General features: G+C 68.9%; 17 protein-coding genes and 3 pseudogenes. 12 read left to right on the top strand and 8 right to left on the bottom strand.

From position 1 onward, the window contains the following. Positions 1 to 232 precede the first annotated feature (232 nt). Positions 233 to 928 (top strand): BBE domain-containing protein, encoded by a 696-nt coding sequence (locus NON19_RS17365; protein WP_255929094.1) that lies wholly within the window; start codon positions 233 to 235, stop codon positions 926 to 928. Between the two features lie 175 nt (positions 929 to 1103). Here the strand turns inward: NON19_RS17365 and NON19_RS17360 are convergent, their stop codons facing one another. Continuing rightward, positions 1104 to 1685 carry a hypothetical protein gene (locus NON19_RS17360; protein ID WP_255929092.1) on the bottom strand — a complete coding sequence of 194 codons (582 nt, stop codon included), beginning with the start codon at positions 1683 to 1685 and terminating at the stop codon, positions 1104 to 1106. A gap of 347 nt (positions 1686 to 2032) precedes the next feature. On the opposite strand from NON19_RS17360, the gene NON19_RS17355 reads away from it, so the two are divergent. Continuing rightward, positions 2033 to 3730 (top strand): immunity 49 family protein, encoded by a 1698-nt coding sequence (locus NON19_RS17355; protein WP_255929091.1) that lies wholly within the window; start codon positions 2033 to 2035, stop codon positions 3728 to 3730. Between the two features lie 139 nt (positions 3731 to 3869). On the opposite strand, the gene NON19_RS17350 is transcribed toward NON19_RS17355, so the two are convergent. Then, positions 3870 to 4718, bottom strand: a complete 849-nt coding sequence (locus NON19_RS17350) for a maleylpyruvate isomerase N-terminal domain-containing protein (RefSeq protein WP_255929090.1) — start codon at positions 4716 to 4718, stop codon at positions 3870 to 3872. Between the two features lie 966 nt (positions 4719 to 5684). Further along, positions 5685 to 5927 (bottom strand): annotated as a pseudogene (locus tag NON19_RS33705) (PP2C family protein-serine/threonine phosphatase); the annotation flags it as partial. Between the two features lie 250 nt (positions 5928 to 6177). Between NON19_RS33705 and NON19_RS17340 the strand changes: the two are divergent. The 9 genes from NON19_RS17340 to NON19_RS17300 are packed head-to-tail and all read left to right on the top strand — an operon-like array spanning position 6178 to position 10109. Then, positions 6178 to 6495: a gas vesicle protein GvpO gene (locus NON19_RS17340; RefSeq protein ID WP_255929088.1), complete on the top strand. Its 318-nt coding sequence runs from the start codon at positions 6178 to 6180 to the stop codon at positions 6493 to 6495. 33 nt (positions 6496 to 6528) lie between these two features. Beyond that, positions 6529 to 6963 carry a gas vesicle structural protein GvpA gene (locus NON19_RS17335; RefSeq protein WP_255929087.1) on the top strand — a complete coding sequence of 145 codons (435 nt, stop codon included), beginning with the start codon at positions 6529 to 6531 and terminating at the stop codon, positions 6961 to 6963. 3 nt (positions 6964 to 6966) lie between these two features. After that, a complete protein-coding gene (locus NON19_RS17330) occupies positions 6967 to 7680 on the top strand; it encodes a GvpL/GvpF family gas vesicle protein (protein ID WP_255929086.1) in 714 nt (237 codons plus the stop codon). Between the two features lie 10 nt (positions 7681 to 7690). After that, the gene (locus NON19_RS17325) at positions 7691 to 7939 is read left to right on the top strand and encodes a gas vesicle protein GvpG (protein WP_255929084.1); all 249 of its coding nucleotides are present in this window, start codon (positions 7691 to 7693) and stop codon (positions 7937 to 7939) included. Positions 7940 to 7993: 54 nt separating this feature from the next. Beyond that, positions 7994 to 8356, top strand: coding sequence for a hypothetical protein (locus NON19_RS17320; protein ID WP_255929082.1), 363 nt, complete (start codon positions 7994 to 7996; stop codon positions 8354 to 8356). Continuing rightward, entirely contained in the window at positions 8349 to 8717 is a 369-nt protein-coding gene (locus NON19_RS17315; protein ID WP_255929080.1) for a gas vesicle protein, read from the top strand. Before NON19_RS17320 ends, NON19_RS17315 begins: the two co-directional genes overlap by 8 nt. After that, positions 8707 to 9537, top strand: coding sequence for a GvpL/GvpF family gas vesicle protein (locus NON19_RS17310; RefSeq protein ID WP_255929079.1), 831 nt, complete (start codon positions 8707 to 8709; stop codon positions 9535 to 9537). Before NON19_RS17315 ends, NON19_RS17310 begins: the two co-directional genes overlap by 11 nt. Further along, positions 9527 to 9757, top strand: a complete 231-nt coding sequence (locus NON19_RS17305) for a gas vesicle protein (protein ID WP_255929077.1) — start codon at positions 9527 to 9529, stop codon at positions 9755 to 9757. The genes NON19_RS17310 and NON19_RS17305 overlap by 11 nt, the downstream gene beginning before the upstream one ends. A 1-nt stretch (position 9758) precedes the next feature. Beyond that, positions 9759 to 10109, top strand: coding sequence for a gas vesicle protein K (locus NON19_RS17300; RefSeq protein WP_255929075.1), 351 nt, complete (start codon positions 9759 to 9761; stop codon positions 10107 to 10109). 124 nt (positions 10110 to 10233) lie between these two features. Here the strand turns inward: NON19_RS17300 and NON19_RS17295 are convergent, their stop codons facing one another. From NON19_RS17295 to NON19_RS17285, 3 genes are all read right to left on the bottom strand, one after another. After that, positions 10234 to 11268, bottom strand: coding sequence for a 1-acyl-sn-glycerol-3-phosphate acyltransferase (locus tag NON19_RS17295; protein ID WP_255929074.1), 1035 nt, complete (start codon positions 11266 to 11268; stop codon positions 10234 to 10236). Beyond that, positions 11265 to 12188, bottom strand: coding sequence for a patatin-like phospholipase family protein (locus NON19_RS17290; RefSeq protein WP_255929072.1), 924 nt, complete (start codon positions 12186 to 12188; stop codon positions 11265 to 11267). Before NON19_RS17290 ends, NON19_RS17295 begins: the two co-directional genes overlap by 4 nt. A gap of 639 nt (positions 12189 to 12827) precedes the next feature. Beyond that, complete coding sequence (locus tag NON19_RS17285; RefSeq protein ID WP_255929070.1) at positions 12828 to 13052, bottom strand: hypothetical protein; 225 nt, start codon at positions 13050 to 13052, stop codon at positions 12828 to 12830. Positions 13053 to 14121: 1069 nt separating this feature from the next. Here NON19_RS17285 and NON19_RS17280 point away from each other — a divergent pair. Further along, positions 14122 to 15174: an alpha/beta fold hydrolase gene (locus NON19_RS17280; RefSeq protein ID WP_255929069.1), complete on the top strand. Its 1053-nt coding sequence runs from the start codon at positions 14122 to 14124 to the stop codon at positions 15172 to 15174. 20 nt (positions 15175 to 15194) lie between these two features. Here NON19_RS17280 and NON19_RS17275 read toward each other — a convergent pair. Both NON19_RS17275 and NON19_RS17270 read right to left on the bottom strand, forming a co-directional pair. Then, positions 15195 to 16133 (bottom strand): annotated as a pseudogene (locus tag NON19_RS17275) (SDR family NAD(P)-dependent oxidoreductase). Then, positions 16130 to 17125, bottom strand: a pseudogene (locus NON19_RS17270) (aldo/keto reductase). The pseudogenes NON19_RS17275 and NON19_RS17270 overlap by 4 nt, the downstream one beginning before the upstream one ends. Between the last annotated feature and the right edge of the window lie 11 nt (positions 17126 to 17136).

The raw sequence follows: 17136 nt of genomic DNA, 5'->3' as shown, positions 1-17136 counted from the left end.
GGGCGCGGCCGCATGGCACTGTGCGTGCTCGTGGAGGGGCGTGATGGGGCGACCTGGCGCGCGGCGCTACGGTCCCCTGCGCTGGCGCCCTGGACCTGGCGCTCGCACCGTCCTCGGCGCGGTCCGACCACGGTGCAGAGGCCAGCACGGAGTGAGCAGGCCGGGCGAAGTCCGCTGCGGTTCGGCAGCGCCCTGAAGGGGCGCGGGGAACTACGCGACCAGCCACAATGGCGTGCAGGCGATCGACGGGACGTCGCCGCACTCCCAGCGGAGCGCTTGGCCCCGCGCGGCCACCGGAAGGGCGTTCCCGGCACCGCTGCGCGGCCGCCATGTCGCCCACGTGCGCATCATCCACGCGGGCGATGCGGCCGAGGGGGAACGACTGGTCGCCCCGCTGCGCGCGGTCGGGCCCCGCCTGATCGACACCGTGGCCGACATGCCGTACGGCGCCTGCGGATCCATCCACAACGAGCCGTCCCAGCCGATGAGTTACCACGCGAGCAGCACGCTCGTCCGCGAACTGGACGCCGACGCGGTGAACTCCCTGCTCGCTTTGGCAGGACCCGGCGCGCCCGACCGGTGCATCGTGGAGATCCGGCATCTCGGTGGTGCGCTGGCCCGGCGGCCCGCCGTACCCAACGCCGTCGGCAACCGCGATGCGCGCTACGTCGTGGGCTTCCTGTCGAAGCTCGCCCCGGGAACTGACCTCACCGGTGTCCTGGCCCTCCACGAGCGACTGCTCAAGGTGACACAGCCGTGGTCGGCGGGACAGAGCCTGAACTTCCTGTACGGCACGAACGCCACCGCCGACCAGGTGCGCGGCGCCTACGACCCCGCCGCGTACCGTCGACTCGCCGAACTGAAGGCCATTTACGATCCGGGCAACCTGTTCCGCCTCAACCACAACATCCCGCCGACCGCCCCCTGACGTGGCTGCCCCCTGGCCTTACGGCCTGAGGTGAAAGCACCTACTCGGGGAGGTGCTTGTGACTTCCAGGGCAGTGAGGCGGTCGAATGCTGCATGCGTCGCCGGACGTGGGTTCAGCTCTCGGATGGCGAGGCCGAACACCGGCCGCGCACGGCTCGGTCGCTCCGGGTCTGCCCTACTGCCCCCGCGCGTACCCAACGCAGATGAAGACCAGCCAGAGCACCGGCACCAGCAACCCCAGCGCCTGGGCACGCCTGAGCAGCGGCGCACCCGGGTCGAACTGCCTACCGTGCGTCCCCGGGGCGGGCGGCTGGAGCTTGTTGAGCTTGGCCCGCATGAAAAGGTTCCAGATGAGCGTGAACGGGGTGAAGATCACGAGCGACAGCGGGCTCCACCAGCCCTGCCAGAGCGTCCTGCCGGTCATGTCGCGGCGCACGGCCGTGCCGCAAGTCCGGCAGAAGAAGCCCCTTTTGTAGATGAACCGCATCACGACGAGCACACCCTGATGGCCGCGAATGGTGACGTTCACCGCCGGAAAGCCACCGCACACCAAGCAGTTGGCCACCTGACCGGGCTGCGGCGCGACGTACGGGCCAGGGGCGGCATACGGACCGGGGGCGCCGTACGGACCGGGGTTCGGTACGCCGTGCGGCGCGGGGTACGGGGCGAACTGCTGCGGGTGCTGCTGCTGGTACGGATTGGGGCCGCCCGGCTGTGCGTTGGGGCCGTACTGCGGCGGGTATTGCTGCGGAGGCATGGCCATGGATTTCCCCCGTGAGTGTCTGTGGACGGACAACGGCCCCTGACCCTAGACGATCAGGCCAGGGTTGACCGAATCGTGTCAGCGCGTGGTCCGCAGGCCCGTTCGGGAAGTGGGGGATGGGACGGCCTGGACGCGGGTGGCGGCGCAGGCAGTGGAGCGGCGGGCTGTGCTGGACACGGCGGACTGCGGGCGCCCCCGCGCCGTCGGCGAGCCCTCGGTGCGGCGCCGAACCCCGTGCTAACGGCTGGCCGTCGAGCTTGAGTTGAGCTTCCGGCTCCTCGCCAGGTCTGTGAGTACACCTCGGCGCCCCGCCGTCACCTGCGCCTCGTAGAGTCGCGTCGATGAAACACGACGACACCTCCAACGCCACGCACGCCCCCGACCCCGGCCTGCCCATGCTGACTTCCGCGCAGGCCGCGCGGCTACGGGCACTTGCCGCGCCCTACTCCCAGGACGGTCACCACCACTCCCTGCACAACTTGGCGCACAAGTGCCGCCACGCGCCGCAGGACCGTTGGCCCGACCTGGTTGCCGACCACTTCGCCGCTCTGCGGCGGGCAAGCCGGGGTGGCGAGAGCGCCGAGGAACTGCTGCGTGGCGTACACGCCCGGCTGCTGCCCGTCGAGTCGTTCACGCCTGAACTCGCCAACGCCATGCGCTACGCCCGCGTGGTGGCCGAAGGGCTTGTCTACGCCTACGCCCTCGACGGGCCGACCAGCGTGCGGATCCTCACCGACGAAGACGTGGAGCGCGCCGGGCTGGAGGAACTGGGGCAGGCGGCCTACGAGAACCTGATGCGCGTACCCGTCGAACACGAGGAAGTGTCCATCGAGGGGCGGGCGAGACTGCACTCCGTTTACGGAGACTCGCCGTTCACCGCCAGCAAGGCGCTGTTCCTGTCCGAAGTGGCCCAGCAACTGGTCGGCGAGCCGCTGCCGGACGCCGGTGCCCTCGTCGCCGTGCCGAACCGGCACCTGCTGGCATACCACCCGATCGCCGACGGCTCCGTGGCCGATGCCATCAACGGCCTTGCGGCATACGCGTTGCGCGCGCACGAGGACGGGCCGGGCGCACTGTCCCCGCGGGTCTACTGGTGGTACCGCGGCAGCCTGACCTCGCTCACCGTCATCGACCACGCCACCCGCACCTTCTCCCTGCAGCCGCCGCCGCAACTGCTCGGCCTGATGAGGGGCCTGGTCCGCCTCGACCGCACCGGCCGACTCGCCACCCGCGCCGCAGCCAAGGCTCCGAACATCGCCGAACTCACCAACGCCACAGCCGAGTCCATAGCACGCCTCACCCAGGACCCGGCAGGACTGGGCGACGCTTTCACCTCCGCCCTCGCACTCGCGCACGCCCACTGCGGCACCGATCCCGACGCCGCGCACCTGACCACCTGGGACGCCTGGGCCACCTCCGTACAACTCGGAACCGCACTGTTCACCGGCACGCAGCCGCAGGAATGCCACCTGGGCGAGGACCTCGTCAGGCAGTTGCCCGCCACGCCCGCCGAACCGCCCGCGAACGCCCGTGCCTGGCTCGACGCCCTCTACCTCGCGATCGTGTGCCGCCAGAAGGACCGGATCAATCGGCTGTGCCAGGTGCCGCTGACCACACTGCGACAGGACGATGGTGTCGACGAGTACGTTCTGCACTGGATCGACACCCTGCAGACCTACTTCTCCGGCCCCTCCATGGACGAGGTCGTGAAGAAGCTGCTCGCCACCATGGAGACATCGGTGCCCGGCTCCCTGACCCACGCGCCGAAGGACTTCGTCAACCGGATCGACTACCAGCCGGTCGCCCTGTTCCACCGACTCATCACGGGCGACCGCAACGCCTTCAGCCAAGCGCTCGCCGAAGCCCTTGCGGAGCACGGGAGTTACTGGGGTGAGTCGGCGGCGCCGCGCGCCCGGGTAGCACTCGGACCGCTCGCGATGGCGAGCCTTGCCTACGACTACGGTTTCCCCATCGACCCGAAGCAGCCGCATCTACCCACGTACCTGCTCAACCGCGAACGCATCGAGGAAATCCCCTGACACGACGGCCTCCTCGCCGTTCTGGGCTGTGCGCAAGGCACTGAGGCCTCAGGATTGCTGCGGCGGCGTGGTCGACAATGCGCCTGCGAGGTGGCCGTCGATGGCCAGGCGCATGCCGCTGGCACCGGGCGGGCACCCGTCACGGGCTCGTGATGAGGCGGGTGAGCCGCGGGGCCAGCCACGGCCTGCGGCCACCCGCTCGCATCTGGCCGCGCACGAGCGGTTTCCAGGCGGGCGTGCGCCGGAAGGCAACCAGCAGGAAAGCCAGAGGCGTCGCTGAGATCCGGCAGTCATAGGCACGCGGCGGCGCGTCCCGGACGACCGTCGCCGCGCCGCCGTCGATGACCACCGCGAGCCGTGGGCCGCCCCTGATGACGACGTCGTACGCGACGTTCACACCCCGCGCCCGCGACGCGTCCAGCGTCAGCGGCATCATCGTCGGCATCACCTGGCCCAGTACCAACCGCGCATGGTCCGATTCGATCGCCCACGCCAGCTTGCTACGGCGCGTGATGTCGAGTCCGTGCAGCAGGCTCTCGCTGAGCAGCAGCCCGGTGGCCGTCGCCAGCGTCAGCACCGTCCCCTGCCCGTACCACGGTGCGGCGAACGGGGCGTCCGGGCCGAGGCCTTCCGTCACGCGGAGGAAGGTCTCGCCCCGCTCGGCGACGAAGTCCGCGAGACGCCGACGCTCGTCCCTGTCGAAGAGGCGCACGGCTGAGGCGTTCAAGGCCGCGAGACGATCGCCGAACGTGCCTTCGTCCGGCGGCAGGATGCCCGCCCAGTCCTCGAACTCACCAGTGAGAGCGGAGCAGAACGCGAGGTACACGGTACCGAGGTGGGCGGCGACGTCCCCCACCGTCCAGATCGGCACCCCGGACGGTGCGTCCTGATCGGATATCTCACGCAGCAGGCGCGCCAGGCGCGCGATGGTGACCCGCAGCGCTGCACGGCACTTCGCGTGCTCGGCCCCAGGATCGAAGCCGCTCATGACGCACCCCTTGACATCCGACGGGCCCGCACCTTAGTGCCACCGGTACGCCAAGCACAGAGGGTCCCCCGGACTGGGCGTGGGGACCGGAGTGGGCTGTGGCCGTGCTGATCCACGGCGGGGCAGCGACCGCTGAACCGCTGATCCGTCGGGGCCGCGGACGGGCGAGGTGTAGCCGATGAGCATTCCGTGGGTTCGGGTGTTGGTCAGTGCTGGGCGCGCGGTTTCTTCGCACGGCCTGGTCGCTGTTCGAGGGGGGCAGGTGGGCCAGGCACAGCGACGGCTCGACGAACGGTTCCAGCCGGTCGACGCCCAGGGGGGCGCGGACCTTCTGGCTACCGCCCACGGCCGAACGCCCTTGCGGCTCGGTCACCCATCCGGCACCGCAGCCGCCCCTGGGGCCGTCAGCCATCTACAAGGCGGCGAACACCGGACTGGCCCATCACCCGCGCGACGCCGCAGGCCGGGAAAGTGCCGAAGATGTGCCATCCGCAGCTCTTCCTGGGCTCGTCCCCCGCGGCGGCCGATCAGCTCGGTGCCGGACGGAGGGTCACCCGGATGACAGGGGCCGGCTCCGACTCGGTCGGCTTGGCGATCAGTTTGGTGTCAGGGCGGGTAGGGCGCGTCAGCGTGCTGACGAGACGCCTTGGATACCGACAGAAGCCAGCGACAGGGTCGGGCGCATCGGAGGTGCGACTCTGAAGATCTGGGGGAGGCACCGCCGTGTAGCAGGGCACCGCGACCGGTGGACCCGACCGCCACCCGATCACCCTCGGAGGTAGTGATGAGCGAGTCCGTCTACCACCCGGCCGCACCAGAGATCGGCGCCCGGCGGGCGCAGCTGGCCCCGGCCGTCAACGAGGCGTTCGAGAACTTCAGCCGCGCGGTGTTCGCCGAAGGGGCGCTTCCCGAGAAGACCACGCATGCCGACGCGGACGAGCACAGCGAGCCGCGACGCAATACGCGTCACCGGGACTGCGGGCGCCACTCGAAGAGCAGGATGGTGGCGTCGTCCCGCAGTTGGTTGGGCTGGTGCTCCAGGATGGAGTGGATGAGCAGCCGCAGCACCTCGGCCGGGCACTCGCCAGCGGCGGAGGAGCGGATGATGAAGTCAGTGAACTTGTCGAGGCCGAACTCCGCACCGTCCTCGTCGCGAGCCTCCACGACACCGTCGGTGTAGAGCAGGACGCGGTCGCCCGGTTCCAGGTTTCGGCGTGTGGCCATCGCGGCGCGATTTCCCCGGCTGATCACGATGAGTGTGACCGTCAACTCCGGGTGTCCACTGGCGCATTCCTCACCAGTGGCCTCGCGCAACGGACACCGTCGCCCGTCCCCAACGCGCCTCCCGGTGCATACCTTCTCCTCGCTCGGGCAGGCGTTCGGCAGCCGATGGGGGTTCGCGAACAGGAATCGGTGCCCCCTAAACAGCACCCCGACGCGTGATCGATTGGGCGGAGGCATGACCACCACAGATCACCAGCACGACAACCGGCAAACCCACCAGCGCAGGCCGCGGGAGAACGGGACCCCGCTGGGCGTGGCGATGCGTGCCGCCGCAAGTCAACTGAGCGAACTACTGCAGTGCCAGGCGATTCAGGTGTCCGCGATCAAAGCCACCGAGGAGGGCTGGTCAGCGAACGTCGAAGTCGTGGAGATCGAGCGTATCCCGGATACCACCAGCGTGATGGCCTCCTACCGGGTGGCACTCGACAGTGACGGCGAACTCGTCAGCTATGAACGGACGCACCGCTATGCACGAGGCCAACTGGACCGCTAGGCGCGACACGAAACATGGGAGGGCAAGGGAGCCATGACGGTTGTTCCGCAACAAAATCCAGCAGTGGCCGGAAGTGGAACCGGCAACCTGTACGACATCCTCGAACTGATCCTGGACCGGGGGCTGGTCATCGACGCGTTCGTGCGCGTCTCCTTGGTCGGCATCGAGATACTCAAGATCGACGTGCGCGTCGTCGTCGCCAGTGTGGACACCTATCTGCGGTTTGCCGAAGCGTGCAACCGCCTGGACCTGGAGTCGGGCCGCAAGGCACCGACGCAGCTGACCGACATCGTCGGGGAGGCGACGGAGAACGGAGCGAAGGGCAAGTCCAAGGGCGCCCTGGCCGGAGCGGTGGAGGCGCTGGGTGATTCCCTGCGGCGGGGCGGCGATTCGGAGCCCGAGAGCCAGTCGGAGCGCGGCAGCACGGCGTCGTCGAGCCGTCGAACCGCACGCAAGCGGGAGGACTGAGCGGTGTCCACCTACGTCTACGCGATCACATCGGCGGACCACCCGCTCCGGCTCAACGGCGTGAAGGGCGTCGGGGATCCAGCCGGTGAACTGCGCGCCCTCGGGACGCAGGCACTGAGCGCGGTCGTCAGCGACGCCCCGGTAGGGCTGCGAGCCAAACGCCGTGATCTCGCCGCCCACCAGGGTGTGCTGGAACGGCTGCTCGCCGACGGCGCGGTGCTGCCGATGCGGTTCGGTCTGGTGGCCCCGGACGACGAGCAGGTGCTCACCGCGTTGGACAACCAGCGCGACGCCTTTGTGGAACGGCTGAGGGAACTCGACGGCTGTGTGGAGTTCAACCTCAAGGCCTCCCGCGACGAGGACGCCTTGTTGCGGGAGATCGTCGCCGAGTCGGAGGAGGTGCGTCGGCTCAACGAGTTCACCCGGCAGAACCCTGACGCGCACGAACAGAAGGTCGCGCTCGGCGAGCTGCTGTCCGCTGAGATCGACAGCCGAAACCTGGTAGAGGCCCAACGCATCGTGGCCCAGCTGGAATCCCTCGCGGTACGGCACCGCGCCGCCGAGCAGCAGGACGCGAACTTCCTGAACGTCTCGTTCCTGGTGAAGCGGGACAACGCGGAGCCGTTCTCACAGGCCGTGTGGGAAGAGGCCGAGCGGCGCGGAGCGGAGTACTCGCTCAGCCTGAACGGCCCTTTGCCGCCGTACAGCTTCGTCTGAGGCCTGCGCGATGGGCCTGGTGACACGGATTCTGACACTTCCGTTCGCCCCCGTGGAGGGGACGGTATGGGTGATCGACCAATTGGTACTCGCGGCCGAGCGGCAATGTTACGACCCGGCGCCCCTTCGGCGGCAACTTGCCGAACTGGAACGTCAGTTGATCGATGGGCGGATCGACGAGGCCGAATTCGACAGGCGCGAGGACGAGTTGCTCGACCAGATCGAGTGGCTGGAAGCGCGTCGCCGCGGCAGCGCATAACCCATTGCCCGCGCCAACCGCCTTGAGGGCTAAGGAGAACGAGGTGGACGACAGATGACCACCAACGCCAACATCGGCCTCGCCGTCGTCGGGGAATATTTCCTCGGGCACACGAAGAAGACCAAGACGGACATCGGGCCGGGCATGTTCCCAAAGGCATACGGGGACCGCACTGAGCGGGCCGACAGGAATGAGGCAGGGGCGTGGCGCGGCAGCGGGGTCAGCCGCTCGGTCGGGCGCGGCGGGATACGCGACCTGGCCGACGAGGTGGACGAGTCCAGGGAGCCCGTCCCGCACGAACACGACGGCGCGGCGGCGAGGCGGGACGGCGCGACGGCGCCGGTCGTGGCCGTACCGCCCGAGCGGAGCGCGCCCGCCGACGGTAACGAGCCGATGGGGCTGATGGCACATGGCTGACATGTTTCCGGGCCGCGCCTCCTCAAGCATGTCGCCCTACCACCAGCAGGGGTCGGGGGCGAACCTCGCGGACATCCTGGAACGGGTCCTGGACAAAGGGGTGGTGATCGCGGGCGACATCCGGATCAACCTCCTCGACATCGAACTGCTGACCATCAAACTCCGGCTACTGGTCGCGTCGGTCGACAAGGCAAAGGAGATGGGAATCGACTGGTGGGAGCACGACCCTTCCCTCTCCTCTCGCGCCCGCGGGGCAGACGGCGAGGTGACTTCGGGGTCCGAGCGACTCGCCGTGGAGAACGAGCGGCTGCGCGCCGAGGTGAATCGGCTGCGAGCGGTGGAGACAGAACATGAGCGATGACTGCGTGAGCTATGTGTACGCCGTCGGACAGCGCGGTCCGGCACTGGAGTCGGCCGCCGCCGCTGGCACCGCGGCATCCGGCCACCGCGGGCTGCGCGCGGTGTTCGGAGGCCAGTTGGGCGCGCTGGTGTCCAGCGTGCCTGCCGACCAGTTCAGCGAGGAGGGAGTCAAGTCCCAGCTGGAGAGCCTCGATCAGCTCGAAGCCATCGCCCGTGCACATCACGCCGTGGTGGCCGCGGCATGGGAGGAGACGACCGTACTGCCGATGCGGCTGGCCACGGTGTTCCTCGACGACGCCCGGGTCGCCGACATGCTGCGGAACCGTGCCGACGAACTGGCGCGGCTGCTCGGGCAACTGGAGGGACACGTGGAGTGGGGGGTGAAGGTCTATGCCGACCCCCATGGCGCGCCCACCCCCGCAGCACCGGTGCCCAGCGGCACGACCGGCGCCGGTCCCGGCCGGGACTACCTCCGGCAGCGCCGCGCGCGACGCCGCGTGCACGAGCACGTGGTGCACGCGGCGGAAGCGGTTGCCGCCAGGGTGGCCGAGGCCGCGGGCGAAGTCGCCACTGCGGGTGTCGCGCACCGCCCACAGCAAAACGGCGCTGTGGCCGCCGGGTCGGGTGAGAACGTGGCCAACTACGCGTTCCTAGTGCGTTCGCAGCACACGCAGCGGTTCCAACGGGCCGTGCGCTCCCAGGCCGACGGCATGGTGGGCGTCAGGATCGAGATCACCGGGCCGTGGGCTCCGTACTCGTTCTCCACCTCCACGACGGCCGCCCACGACGGTTCGACACCCGCGGACGCCCATGGGCATTGAACCAACCGCGCCGGGCGCGCCCGTCCGCGACGCCGACACCTGCGCCGTCGGTCGGCAGGTCGCGCTCATCGACCTGCTGGACCGACTGCTGGCCGGAGGTGTGGTGCTGGCCGGGGATTTGGTGTTGTCCATCGCCGACGTTGACCTGGTGCGGATCAACCTGCGCGCAGTCATCGAGTCGATCACTGACAGCGGTGTCGGCTCTTGGGAGGGGACTTGAGATGTCCGAACCAACCGAACCGAGTTGCCGGTGCCATCCCCACAGTGAGGCCGCCGAAAGACTCGCCCTAGACCCGGACACCGTCGAACGCGACCTGGTCAGGCTCGTCTTGACCGTCGTGGAGTTGCTCCGCCAGCTCATGGAGCGCACCGCGCTCCATCGCGTCGACATCGGCGACCTGAGCGAGGACCAGGAAGAGCGGATCGGTGTGACGCTGATGCTCTTGGAGGACCGAATGTCCGCGCTGTGCAGCCGCTACGGGCTGACGATGGACGACTTGAACCTTGATCTGGGACCACTGGGGTCGCTACTGCCGCGCACCGGTGACCATTCCCTCAGAGGTGACCAGTAGGCGGTGTCCAGCAGCGACAACAGGACGTTGGCACCGTTCAGACCTGGGCACATCCGCGGCCTCGTGGGCCAGTGCTCGGACGGGAACGGGAGCGGCCGCACGACGACGGCCCGGAGCGTGCCGGTCAGTGGTCGGCGATCCAACGGTCGACCTGGCCCCACTGGGTGAGCAGCCACTCCTCGCGGGCCCGGTCCCCGTCGGGCACATCAGCTGCCGGAACCCGCCACCAGTGCACGCGGACCGGTTCGCGAAGCGGAATCCCCGCCCACAGGGTGGGCAGCGAGACGATGGTGTCGAGGCCGGTGTGGGCGACGAAGACCACGTCAGCTCCGTGCGCCGCCGCCAGCGCCCCCAGCGTTCCCGCGGCGTGCGGTGGCAGCACATGACGCATGAGGGCCGCCCGCGCAGCGGTGCGGGCCTTGCCTCGCCGCCGCAGCGATGCCACGGCCCTGCGGTGCCGCCGCTCGCTGTAGTTGCCTCCTTCGGGAAAGAGCACCAGGGCGTCGCCGCGGCGCAGTCCACCCGCCAGCTTCCGCACCGCGTCCTCCGCGGTGCTGCCTCTGCGCGGTGGCAGGAAACAGTGCGGCAGCCGTCCGATGATCACGTCAAGGCAAGGGTCGAAGCGGAGCATCCGCTTGAGGACGGTGTGCGGGCGCAGCCCGGCCCGGTCGAGCAGCAGATGGAGCACGAGGAACGAGTCGCCGACCCCGGCGTGCCGCACGAGGACGATCACCGGGGGTGTGGCGTTGGTGGCTCGCGGTACAGCGGGCGTCACCCGCACCGCCAGCCCGAACATCGGCTCCGCGGCCAGCCGCAGCACCCGCAGCAGGCGGTCCAGCAAGGCGAAGGTGGCCGCCGTGCGCCGATTGCGGGCATCGCGCGTGCCGGGCGCGTACCGCAGCCACACCCACCCGGCCGCCACCACCCCGAACAAGTCAACCAGGAGGTAGAGCAGGGCGAAGGTGAAGATCCGCACCAGCCGCCAGCGACCGTGGCGCAACGCCGAGACGGGTGTGGTGAGCACGCTGACCACCAGCAGCAGCGCGGCCGTCACGGGCACCAGGCATGCCGTCAGCGTGGTGGTGACGATCCGGCGTATCCCGGTCAGCACCGATACGCGGGCGGCTCTGATGGGGCCATCGCCCCGGGCGCCGGTCATCGTCGCCCGCTGTCGAGGGGCAGAGCGCTCAGGTAGCGGGACGACGCGGCATAAGCGCGTTCGATGCGCTGTGCGGTCTCGCCGAACCTCCTGTACCGCAGCTGCCGAAGTGTTCCGCGCGGCTCTCCGACGAGAGCGCCGCTGGGCAGCACGTACACGGCCACGTCGGGCGGCAGGTCGGCCATGTCCCGTGCGAAGCGGTGGCGACGCGCGATCTCGAAGGCGACCATGGCGACCTGCCAGGGCAGTCGCGGCGGGCTGAGCGGAGACTCGATGCGGCCGACCTGGAGCACGTAGATCTCGCGTGCGCCGAGGGCTACCGCGCGCCCGACCGGGATGCTGTTGACGAGACCGCCGTCCAGGTAGTGCTCGTCGCCCACCCGCACCGGAGGCAGCAGCCCCGGCACCGCGCAGGAGGCGAGGACGGCGTCGGCCAGAGGGCCTTCGTCGAACCAGTGCTCCGCGGCGCGTTCGATGCTCGACGCCACGCACTGGAACGGCACCGCCAGGTCCTCAAGTCGATCAACGGGAAGGTGGGTCTCCAGAAGTGCGCGCAGCGGTGCCGCGGAGTGCAGGTGGGTACCGCTGCGGACGACGGTGCCGAGCCGCTCCAGCAGCGAGCCGGTGAAGACGCCCGCGTGTCCGAGCTTCGACCACAGGTCGGCCAAGCGGTCCACCGCCGAACACGCCGGATCGGCGGCGACCACGACTCCGTTGATGGCTCCGACGGAAGTGCCCACCACGAGATCGGGGCGCAGGCCGGCCTCCAGCAGTGCCTTCAGCATCCCCACCTCGTGCGCTCCCAGCGCCCCGCCGCCGCCGAGCACGAAGGCACGGGCGGGGCTCGCCGGCTCGCGCCCGGACGCCGGGTTCGGCGCCGCGTCGGCCTGCTGCGCGGCTGTGTCTGGACTGTCCCTCATGAACCGAATGTGCCCTCGGTGAGGGCCCCGCAGTCCACCGGACTCCGGTCACTCAAGCCAGGGGAATGATCGAGCCCGCACATCTCACGCCTCCGGCGAACGGGGCTGGCCCGAGAGTCTGGCCTACCCCGAGTGTGCCGCACCTCTCGTCCTCCTGCCGCAGGTGGACTCCTATGAGGGCCTGCCGCTCATATCGGATCGGGGAACCCGGACATATACCCGGACACGGCCGGACGGCACCTGGTGTGGGCGACCGAGGAGCGCACGCTCACCTGCCAGAAGACTGGCTTCCGGCCGGACGACGTCCCGTACGCCGGAATCCACGTCTGCTCCGCGGACCCGCGGCACCGGGCGTTGTCCTTGATCCACTGACGGGAATCGCGATGACGGGCATCGCGCACAAGCATGCGCGTCTCCTCCCGCAGCTGGTGGATGATGCGGCCCGCTATACCGCGCACTACGGACTGTCGCCGCCGAGGACGATCGGGGACGAGCTCAACCCCCGAAACCGAGACGGTTCCGGAAGACGCGCTGCCTCACTCGAGGCGGTCCACGCCCAGCGCCGCCTGGATTGCGGCGCCACTCGTACAGCCACTCTGCGTCGGGCCCGGACACATGCGCGGCTCGCGACGCCGTTGGTTATGGCACCTCACGCAGGTACAGCGCGCCGCAGGAATGACAGAAGGGCTCCCCCTTCGGGGTGCCCCAGGCGTCGGCAGGCTGTGTGGCAGCGGCTGGGTCCAGTTCCCGCCCGCACATCGCCGTGGTGCCCCCCAGACGCACCATGTGCCAAATCTTGACCGTAGCGCCTTCTTGCTGAGGGGATACGCCTTCCTCGTACTCCGCTCGCATTTCGTGTTCCATACCTACCTGCCCCTTCCCCGCGAAGCTTCCACGGCCTGCGCATACCTCGATGCCTCGCCCCAGCCCCATGGCTGCCCCCAGGCCGCGGATGTATGCCGCGCCATGCAGACGCGGCGCAGTCGGCAAGTGCTGGCAGTGAGGCGGTAGTTGAGTTTCGGCTGAGTCGTCGCTGAGGGTCAACGTCTTCAGCGGGAGCCCGGGCGACAAGCTCAGCGCTGATCCGCCGTCAGGTCGCCCCAGTGTTCGTCATCTACGACGATCCAGAACCTCGATCAAGGCCAAGGCGGCCTCTCTGCGTGCTACTTGGAGAGTGGAACACCCAACAGAGAACGGGCGCAGGAGCTCCCTAAAGCCCTGAACGAGTATGAGCCATAGACCAAGTACCAGTTACGACGTGGTCGGCGATTGAGGTTGGTGCGTGCTTGCCTGGTGGCGTGGCTGGTGTCGCTGAGCGGGCTGTTTGCTGCACGAGGACGAGTTCGGTGCTCGGTTTGCGGGTGGAGGTTCGGGTGGCAGCGCGATCGGAGACCAAAGCGGCGATGGCCCGATGGGTGTCCGCGTAGGTCTCCCGCCGTCCGGTGTACCGCTGGAGTGGGCGCCACTGCCTGTGTTCGGCGTTGGCGTGCTCGACGCAGATGCGGCGTGATGACTGGCGGCGCCGATACTCACGCCACGCGTACCGCCGGGCCGGGAGTGCAGGGCATCGTGCGGGAGCGGCAGCGCACCCCGCACTCGCCCTCGGGCGAAAGCGGTTCCCTCGGCGGATCGTTGCAGCTTGATCGATTGTTCGTGGACCTCCGAGCAGACTGCACTCGTGGGAACACCGGTCGGTGGACGCGAGGTGTGGCAGCTGTACCCCGTTCGGACGCGGTCTGTGGGCGCCTTATCCGTGGCATTGCGAGAGTCGTCTTTGAGACTGGTTAGGACGGCGAGGCGCGCGTGGAGTCGTTGCCGGCTGTGCGCGGCCGGTGCGCAAGACCCGCCAGCTCCCCGGGTTGATGACCGCATCCGTGCCTCTTGTCGCGTGCGGCATCCCCCAGGCCAGTGGACACGTTAGGACGGTTCTCAGGTGATAGGCAGGCGGAATTTCGGCAAGGCCCTGGGCATGGTCACGGTGAGCACAGCGGCTGCCTCATGTGGGAGGACGTCCGACCCCTCCTCGGCCTCGGCGGCCGTTCAGACGCGCGCGCCGGCGAGTGAGATTGACAAGACTTCACGTGTTCCGTCCTTCGGGGTGGTGGGGCAGATCCACGCCGGCGAGTTGAACATCGGCTACGCGGAAACGGGACCCGCCCATGGCCCCGTGGTGATCCTGCTGCACGGCTGGCCGTACGACATCCACAGCTATGTCGAGGTGGCCCCGCTGCTGGCCGGGCACGGCTACCGCGTCATCGTGCCCTACCTGCGCGGCTACGGGACGACTACCTTCCTGTCCGGCAAGACGTTCCGTAACGCGGAGCAGGTGGTGTTCGCGCAGGACATCATCGCGCTGATGGATGTCCTGCGGATCGAGCGAGCAGTCCTCGGCGGTTTCGACTGGGGATCCCGCGCCGCCGACATCATCGCCGCTCTGTGGCCACGACGCTGCAAGGCTCTGGTTTCCGTGAGCGGCTATCTCATAACCAACCGGAAGGCCCAGCAGCAGCCGCTGCCTCCGACGGCCGAGTGGGCGTGGTGGTACCAGTACTACTTCTCCATCGCTCGGGGCGAGCTGGGGCTCGCGAAGTACCGGGACGACTTCGCCAAGCTCATCTGGCGCAACGTCTCGCCGACCTGGCACTTCAGCGACGCCACCTTCAACCGCACGGCCCGGGCCTTCGACAACCCGGACTACGTTCCCATCGTGATCCACAACTACCGCTGGCGTCTCGGTCTCGCACCGGGCGACCCGCGCTACGACGGCCTCGAGGCGAAGCTCGCCGAAGGCCCGCCCGTTCACGTGCCCACCGTCACCCTCGACGGCGCGCTGGACCCCTTCACCCCTACTGGTAACGGAGCCGCCTACCGCAGCAAGTTCACCGGTCCCTACGCCCACCGCACGCTGCAGGGCGTCGGCCACAACGTGCCGCAGGAGGCGCCCGAGGCGTTCGTCCGTGCGGTCCTGGATGCTGACCGCATGTGAGACCTCGCGGCCCGAGCGCCTCACCTGCTGATGGCGTGCTCCGAGACGTCCCAGAGGCGCAATGCCGCCTCGGGGTCGAGGGCATGGTCGGCCACGCCGACAGGCTCCGGGCCGCCGTCGTAGGGCAGGGCCTGGTTGCAGTCCTCGAAGTAACGGCCGCCTATTTGCTCGAGCAGGGTGACGTGGCCACGAACACGGATGTCGCGGCTCCTTGTTCCGGGGTTTTGTACACAGCTGCAGGGTCCGTGCGAAAGCCCTCGATCACGTGTTCGGGCAGGTGGCGGACCAGGTTTGTCATGATCCCTCCGGGGTGCAGTGCGTTCGCGGTGATCCCGTCGTCAGCCCAGCGCCGGTTCGCCTCGACGGCGAAGAGCACGTTGGCGGTCTTGGACTGTCCATAGGCCAGCCACGGATCGTACGCGCGCTCGAGGAAGTTGATGTCGTCGAACATGACGGGCGAGCGCAGGTGGCCGCGGGAACTGACCGAGACGATCCGGGCGCCGTTCGCGGCCGCCAGGGCGTCGTGGAGGGCGTTGGCGAGTGCGAAATGGCCGAGGTGGTTGGTGGCGAACTGGAGCTCCCAGCCGGGCGCGGTCCGCGTCAACGGGGTCGCCATGATGCTCGGCGTTGTGGATCAGGGCGTGCAGGGGCTTCTTGTCCCACTCGGCGGCGAAGCGTCGCACCGAGGAGGGGTCTGCGAGGTCGAGCCGCGCGACCGTGACGCGGGGGGAGTCGAGGCCGGTGTTGATGTCGTCGGCCACGCCGTGGCCGGCCTCCGGGTTGCGCGCGGCGATGAGGACGTCGGCGCCGGCACCGGCCAGTGCGCGTGCGGTCTCGATGCCGATGCCGGAGGAACCGCCGGTGACGATCAATCGTTTGCTGTGGAGGTCGTTCCCGTCGACCACTTCGGCTGCGGTGGAGGCTGCGTTGAACGAGCTGGTGATGAGGTCGTGCGTCATGTCATCTTCCTGTGGTCAAGAGGGATCAGAAACCGGCCAGGCTGCGACGTGTAGGGGGCTTCCAGGCGCGCAGTCTCCGCATCCGTCAGGCGTACGCCGAGTGAGTCAATCGCGTCCTGGAGATGGTGCGGCTTGGTGACGCCGACGATCGGTGCGGAGACCACGGGGTTACGTGAGACCCAAGCCAATGCCACCTGGGCCCGGGAGACGCCGCGCTCGGCGGCGATGGCGGCGACTTCCATGACGATCGTCTTCTCGCTCTCTTCCTGCAGGTACAGGGTCTTGGTGAAGGCGTCGGCGCTGGAGCGGTGGGTGGTCTCGTCCCAGTCGCGGGTGAGCTTGCCGCGTGCCAGCGGGCTCCAGGGAACGGTGCCGATCTTCTCGTCGGCGCACAGCGGCAGCATCTCCCGCTCTTCCTCGCGGTTGAGCAGGCTGTAGTGGTTCTGCATCGACACGAAGCGGGTCCAGCCGTGCAGATGCTGCAGATGCAGGGCCTTGGCGAAGTGCCAGGCGTGCATCGAGGATGCGCCGATGTAGCGAACCTTGCCCGACTTGACGACGTCGTGCAGCGCCTCCAGGGTCTCCTCGAGCGGAGTCGTCTCGTCGAAGCGGTGGATCTGCCACAGGTCGATGTAGTCGGTGCCCAGGCGGGTGAGGCTCGCATCGACCTCGGTCATGATCGCTTTGCGTCAGAGGCCGCCGGAGTTCGGGTGCCCAGGCCGCATCGGGTGGGTAGACCTTCGTGGCGATCACAACGTCCTCGCGGGCGGCGAACTCGCGCAGCGCTCGGCCGAGGATCTCTTCGCTGGAGCCGTCGGAGTAGCCGTTGGCGGTGTCGAAGAAGTTGATCCCGGCCTCCACCGCTGCCTTGTCAGCGGTCGGCTGGCCTCCTCGGGCAGTGTCCAGGCGGGGTAGCCGCGGTCGGGCTCTCCGATGCTCATCGTTCCGAGGCAGATCGGGGAGATGTTGTTTCCGAGCTTGATGTAGTCCACGGTGGGACCGT

This window comes from Streptantibioticus rubrisoli (genome assembly GCF_024436055.1).
Lineage (GTDB): Bacteria > Actinomycetota > Actinomycetes > Streptomycetales > Streptomycetaceae > Streptantibioticus_A > Streptantibioticus_A rubrisoli.
This window is presented reverse-complemented; position numbering and strand designations above follow the sequence as displayed.

Excerpts from the sequence above, each read along its gene's own strand:
- NON19_RS17290 (WP_255929072.1), bottom strand. The coding sequence starts at position 12,188 with ATGAGGGACAGTCCAGACACAGCCGCGCAGCAGGCCGACGCGGCGCCG.
- NON19_RS17340 (WP_255929088.1), top strand. The coding sequence starts at position 6,178 with ATGACCACCACAGATCACCAGCACGACAACCGGCAAACCCACCAGCGC.
- NON19_RS17325 (WP_255929084.1), top strand. The coding sequence starts at position 7,691 with ATGGGCCTGGTGACACGGATTCTGACACTTCCGTTCGCCCCCGTGGAG.
- NON19_RS17355 (WP_255929091.1), top strand. The coding sequence starts at position 2,033 with ATGAAACACGACGACACCTCCAACGCCACGCACGCCCCCGACCCCGGC.
- NON19_RS17320 (WP_255929082.1), top strand. The coding sequence starts at position 7,994 with ATGACCACCAACGCCAACATCGGCCTCGCCGTCGTCGGGGAATATTTC.
- NON19_RS17305 (WP_255929077.1), top strand. The coding sequence starts at position 9,527 with ATGGGCATTGAACCAACCGCGCCGGGCGCGCCCGTCCGCGACGCCGAC.
- NON19_RS17315 (WP_255929080.1), top strand. The coding sequence starts at position 8,349 with ATGGCTGACATGTTTCCGGGCCGCGCCTCCTCAAGCATGTCGCCCTAC.
- NON19_RS17360 (WP_255929092.1), bottom strand. The coding sequence starts at position 1,685 with ATGCCTCCGCAGCAATACCCGCCGCAGTACGGCCCCAACGCACAGCCG.
- NON19_RS17295 (WP_255929074.1), bottom strand. The coding sequence starts at position 11,268 with ATGACCGGCGCCCGGGGCGATGGCCCCATCAGAGCCGCCCGCGTATCG.
- NON19_RS17350 (WP_255929090.1), bottom strand. The coding sequence starts at position 4,718 with ATGAGCGGCTTCGATCCTGGGGCCGAGCACGCGAAGTGCCGTGCAGCG.
- NON19_RS17300 (WP_255929075.1), top strand. The coding sequence starts at position 9,759 with ATGTCCGAACCAACCGAACCGAGTTGCCGGTGCCATCCCCACAGTGAG.
- NON19_RS17285 (WP_255929070.1), bottom strand. The coding sequence starts at position 13,052 with ATGGAACACGAAATGCGAGCGGAGTACGAGGAAGGCGTATCCCCTCAG.
- NON19_RS17335 (WP_255929087.1), top strand. The coding sequence starts at position 6,529 with ATGACGGTTGTTCCGCAACAAAATCCAGCAGTGGCCGGAAGTGGAACC.
- NON19_RS17310 (WP_255929079.1), top strand. The coding sequence starts at position 8,707 with ATGAGCGATGACTGCGTGAGCTATGTGTACGCCGTCGGACAGCGCGGT.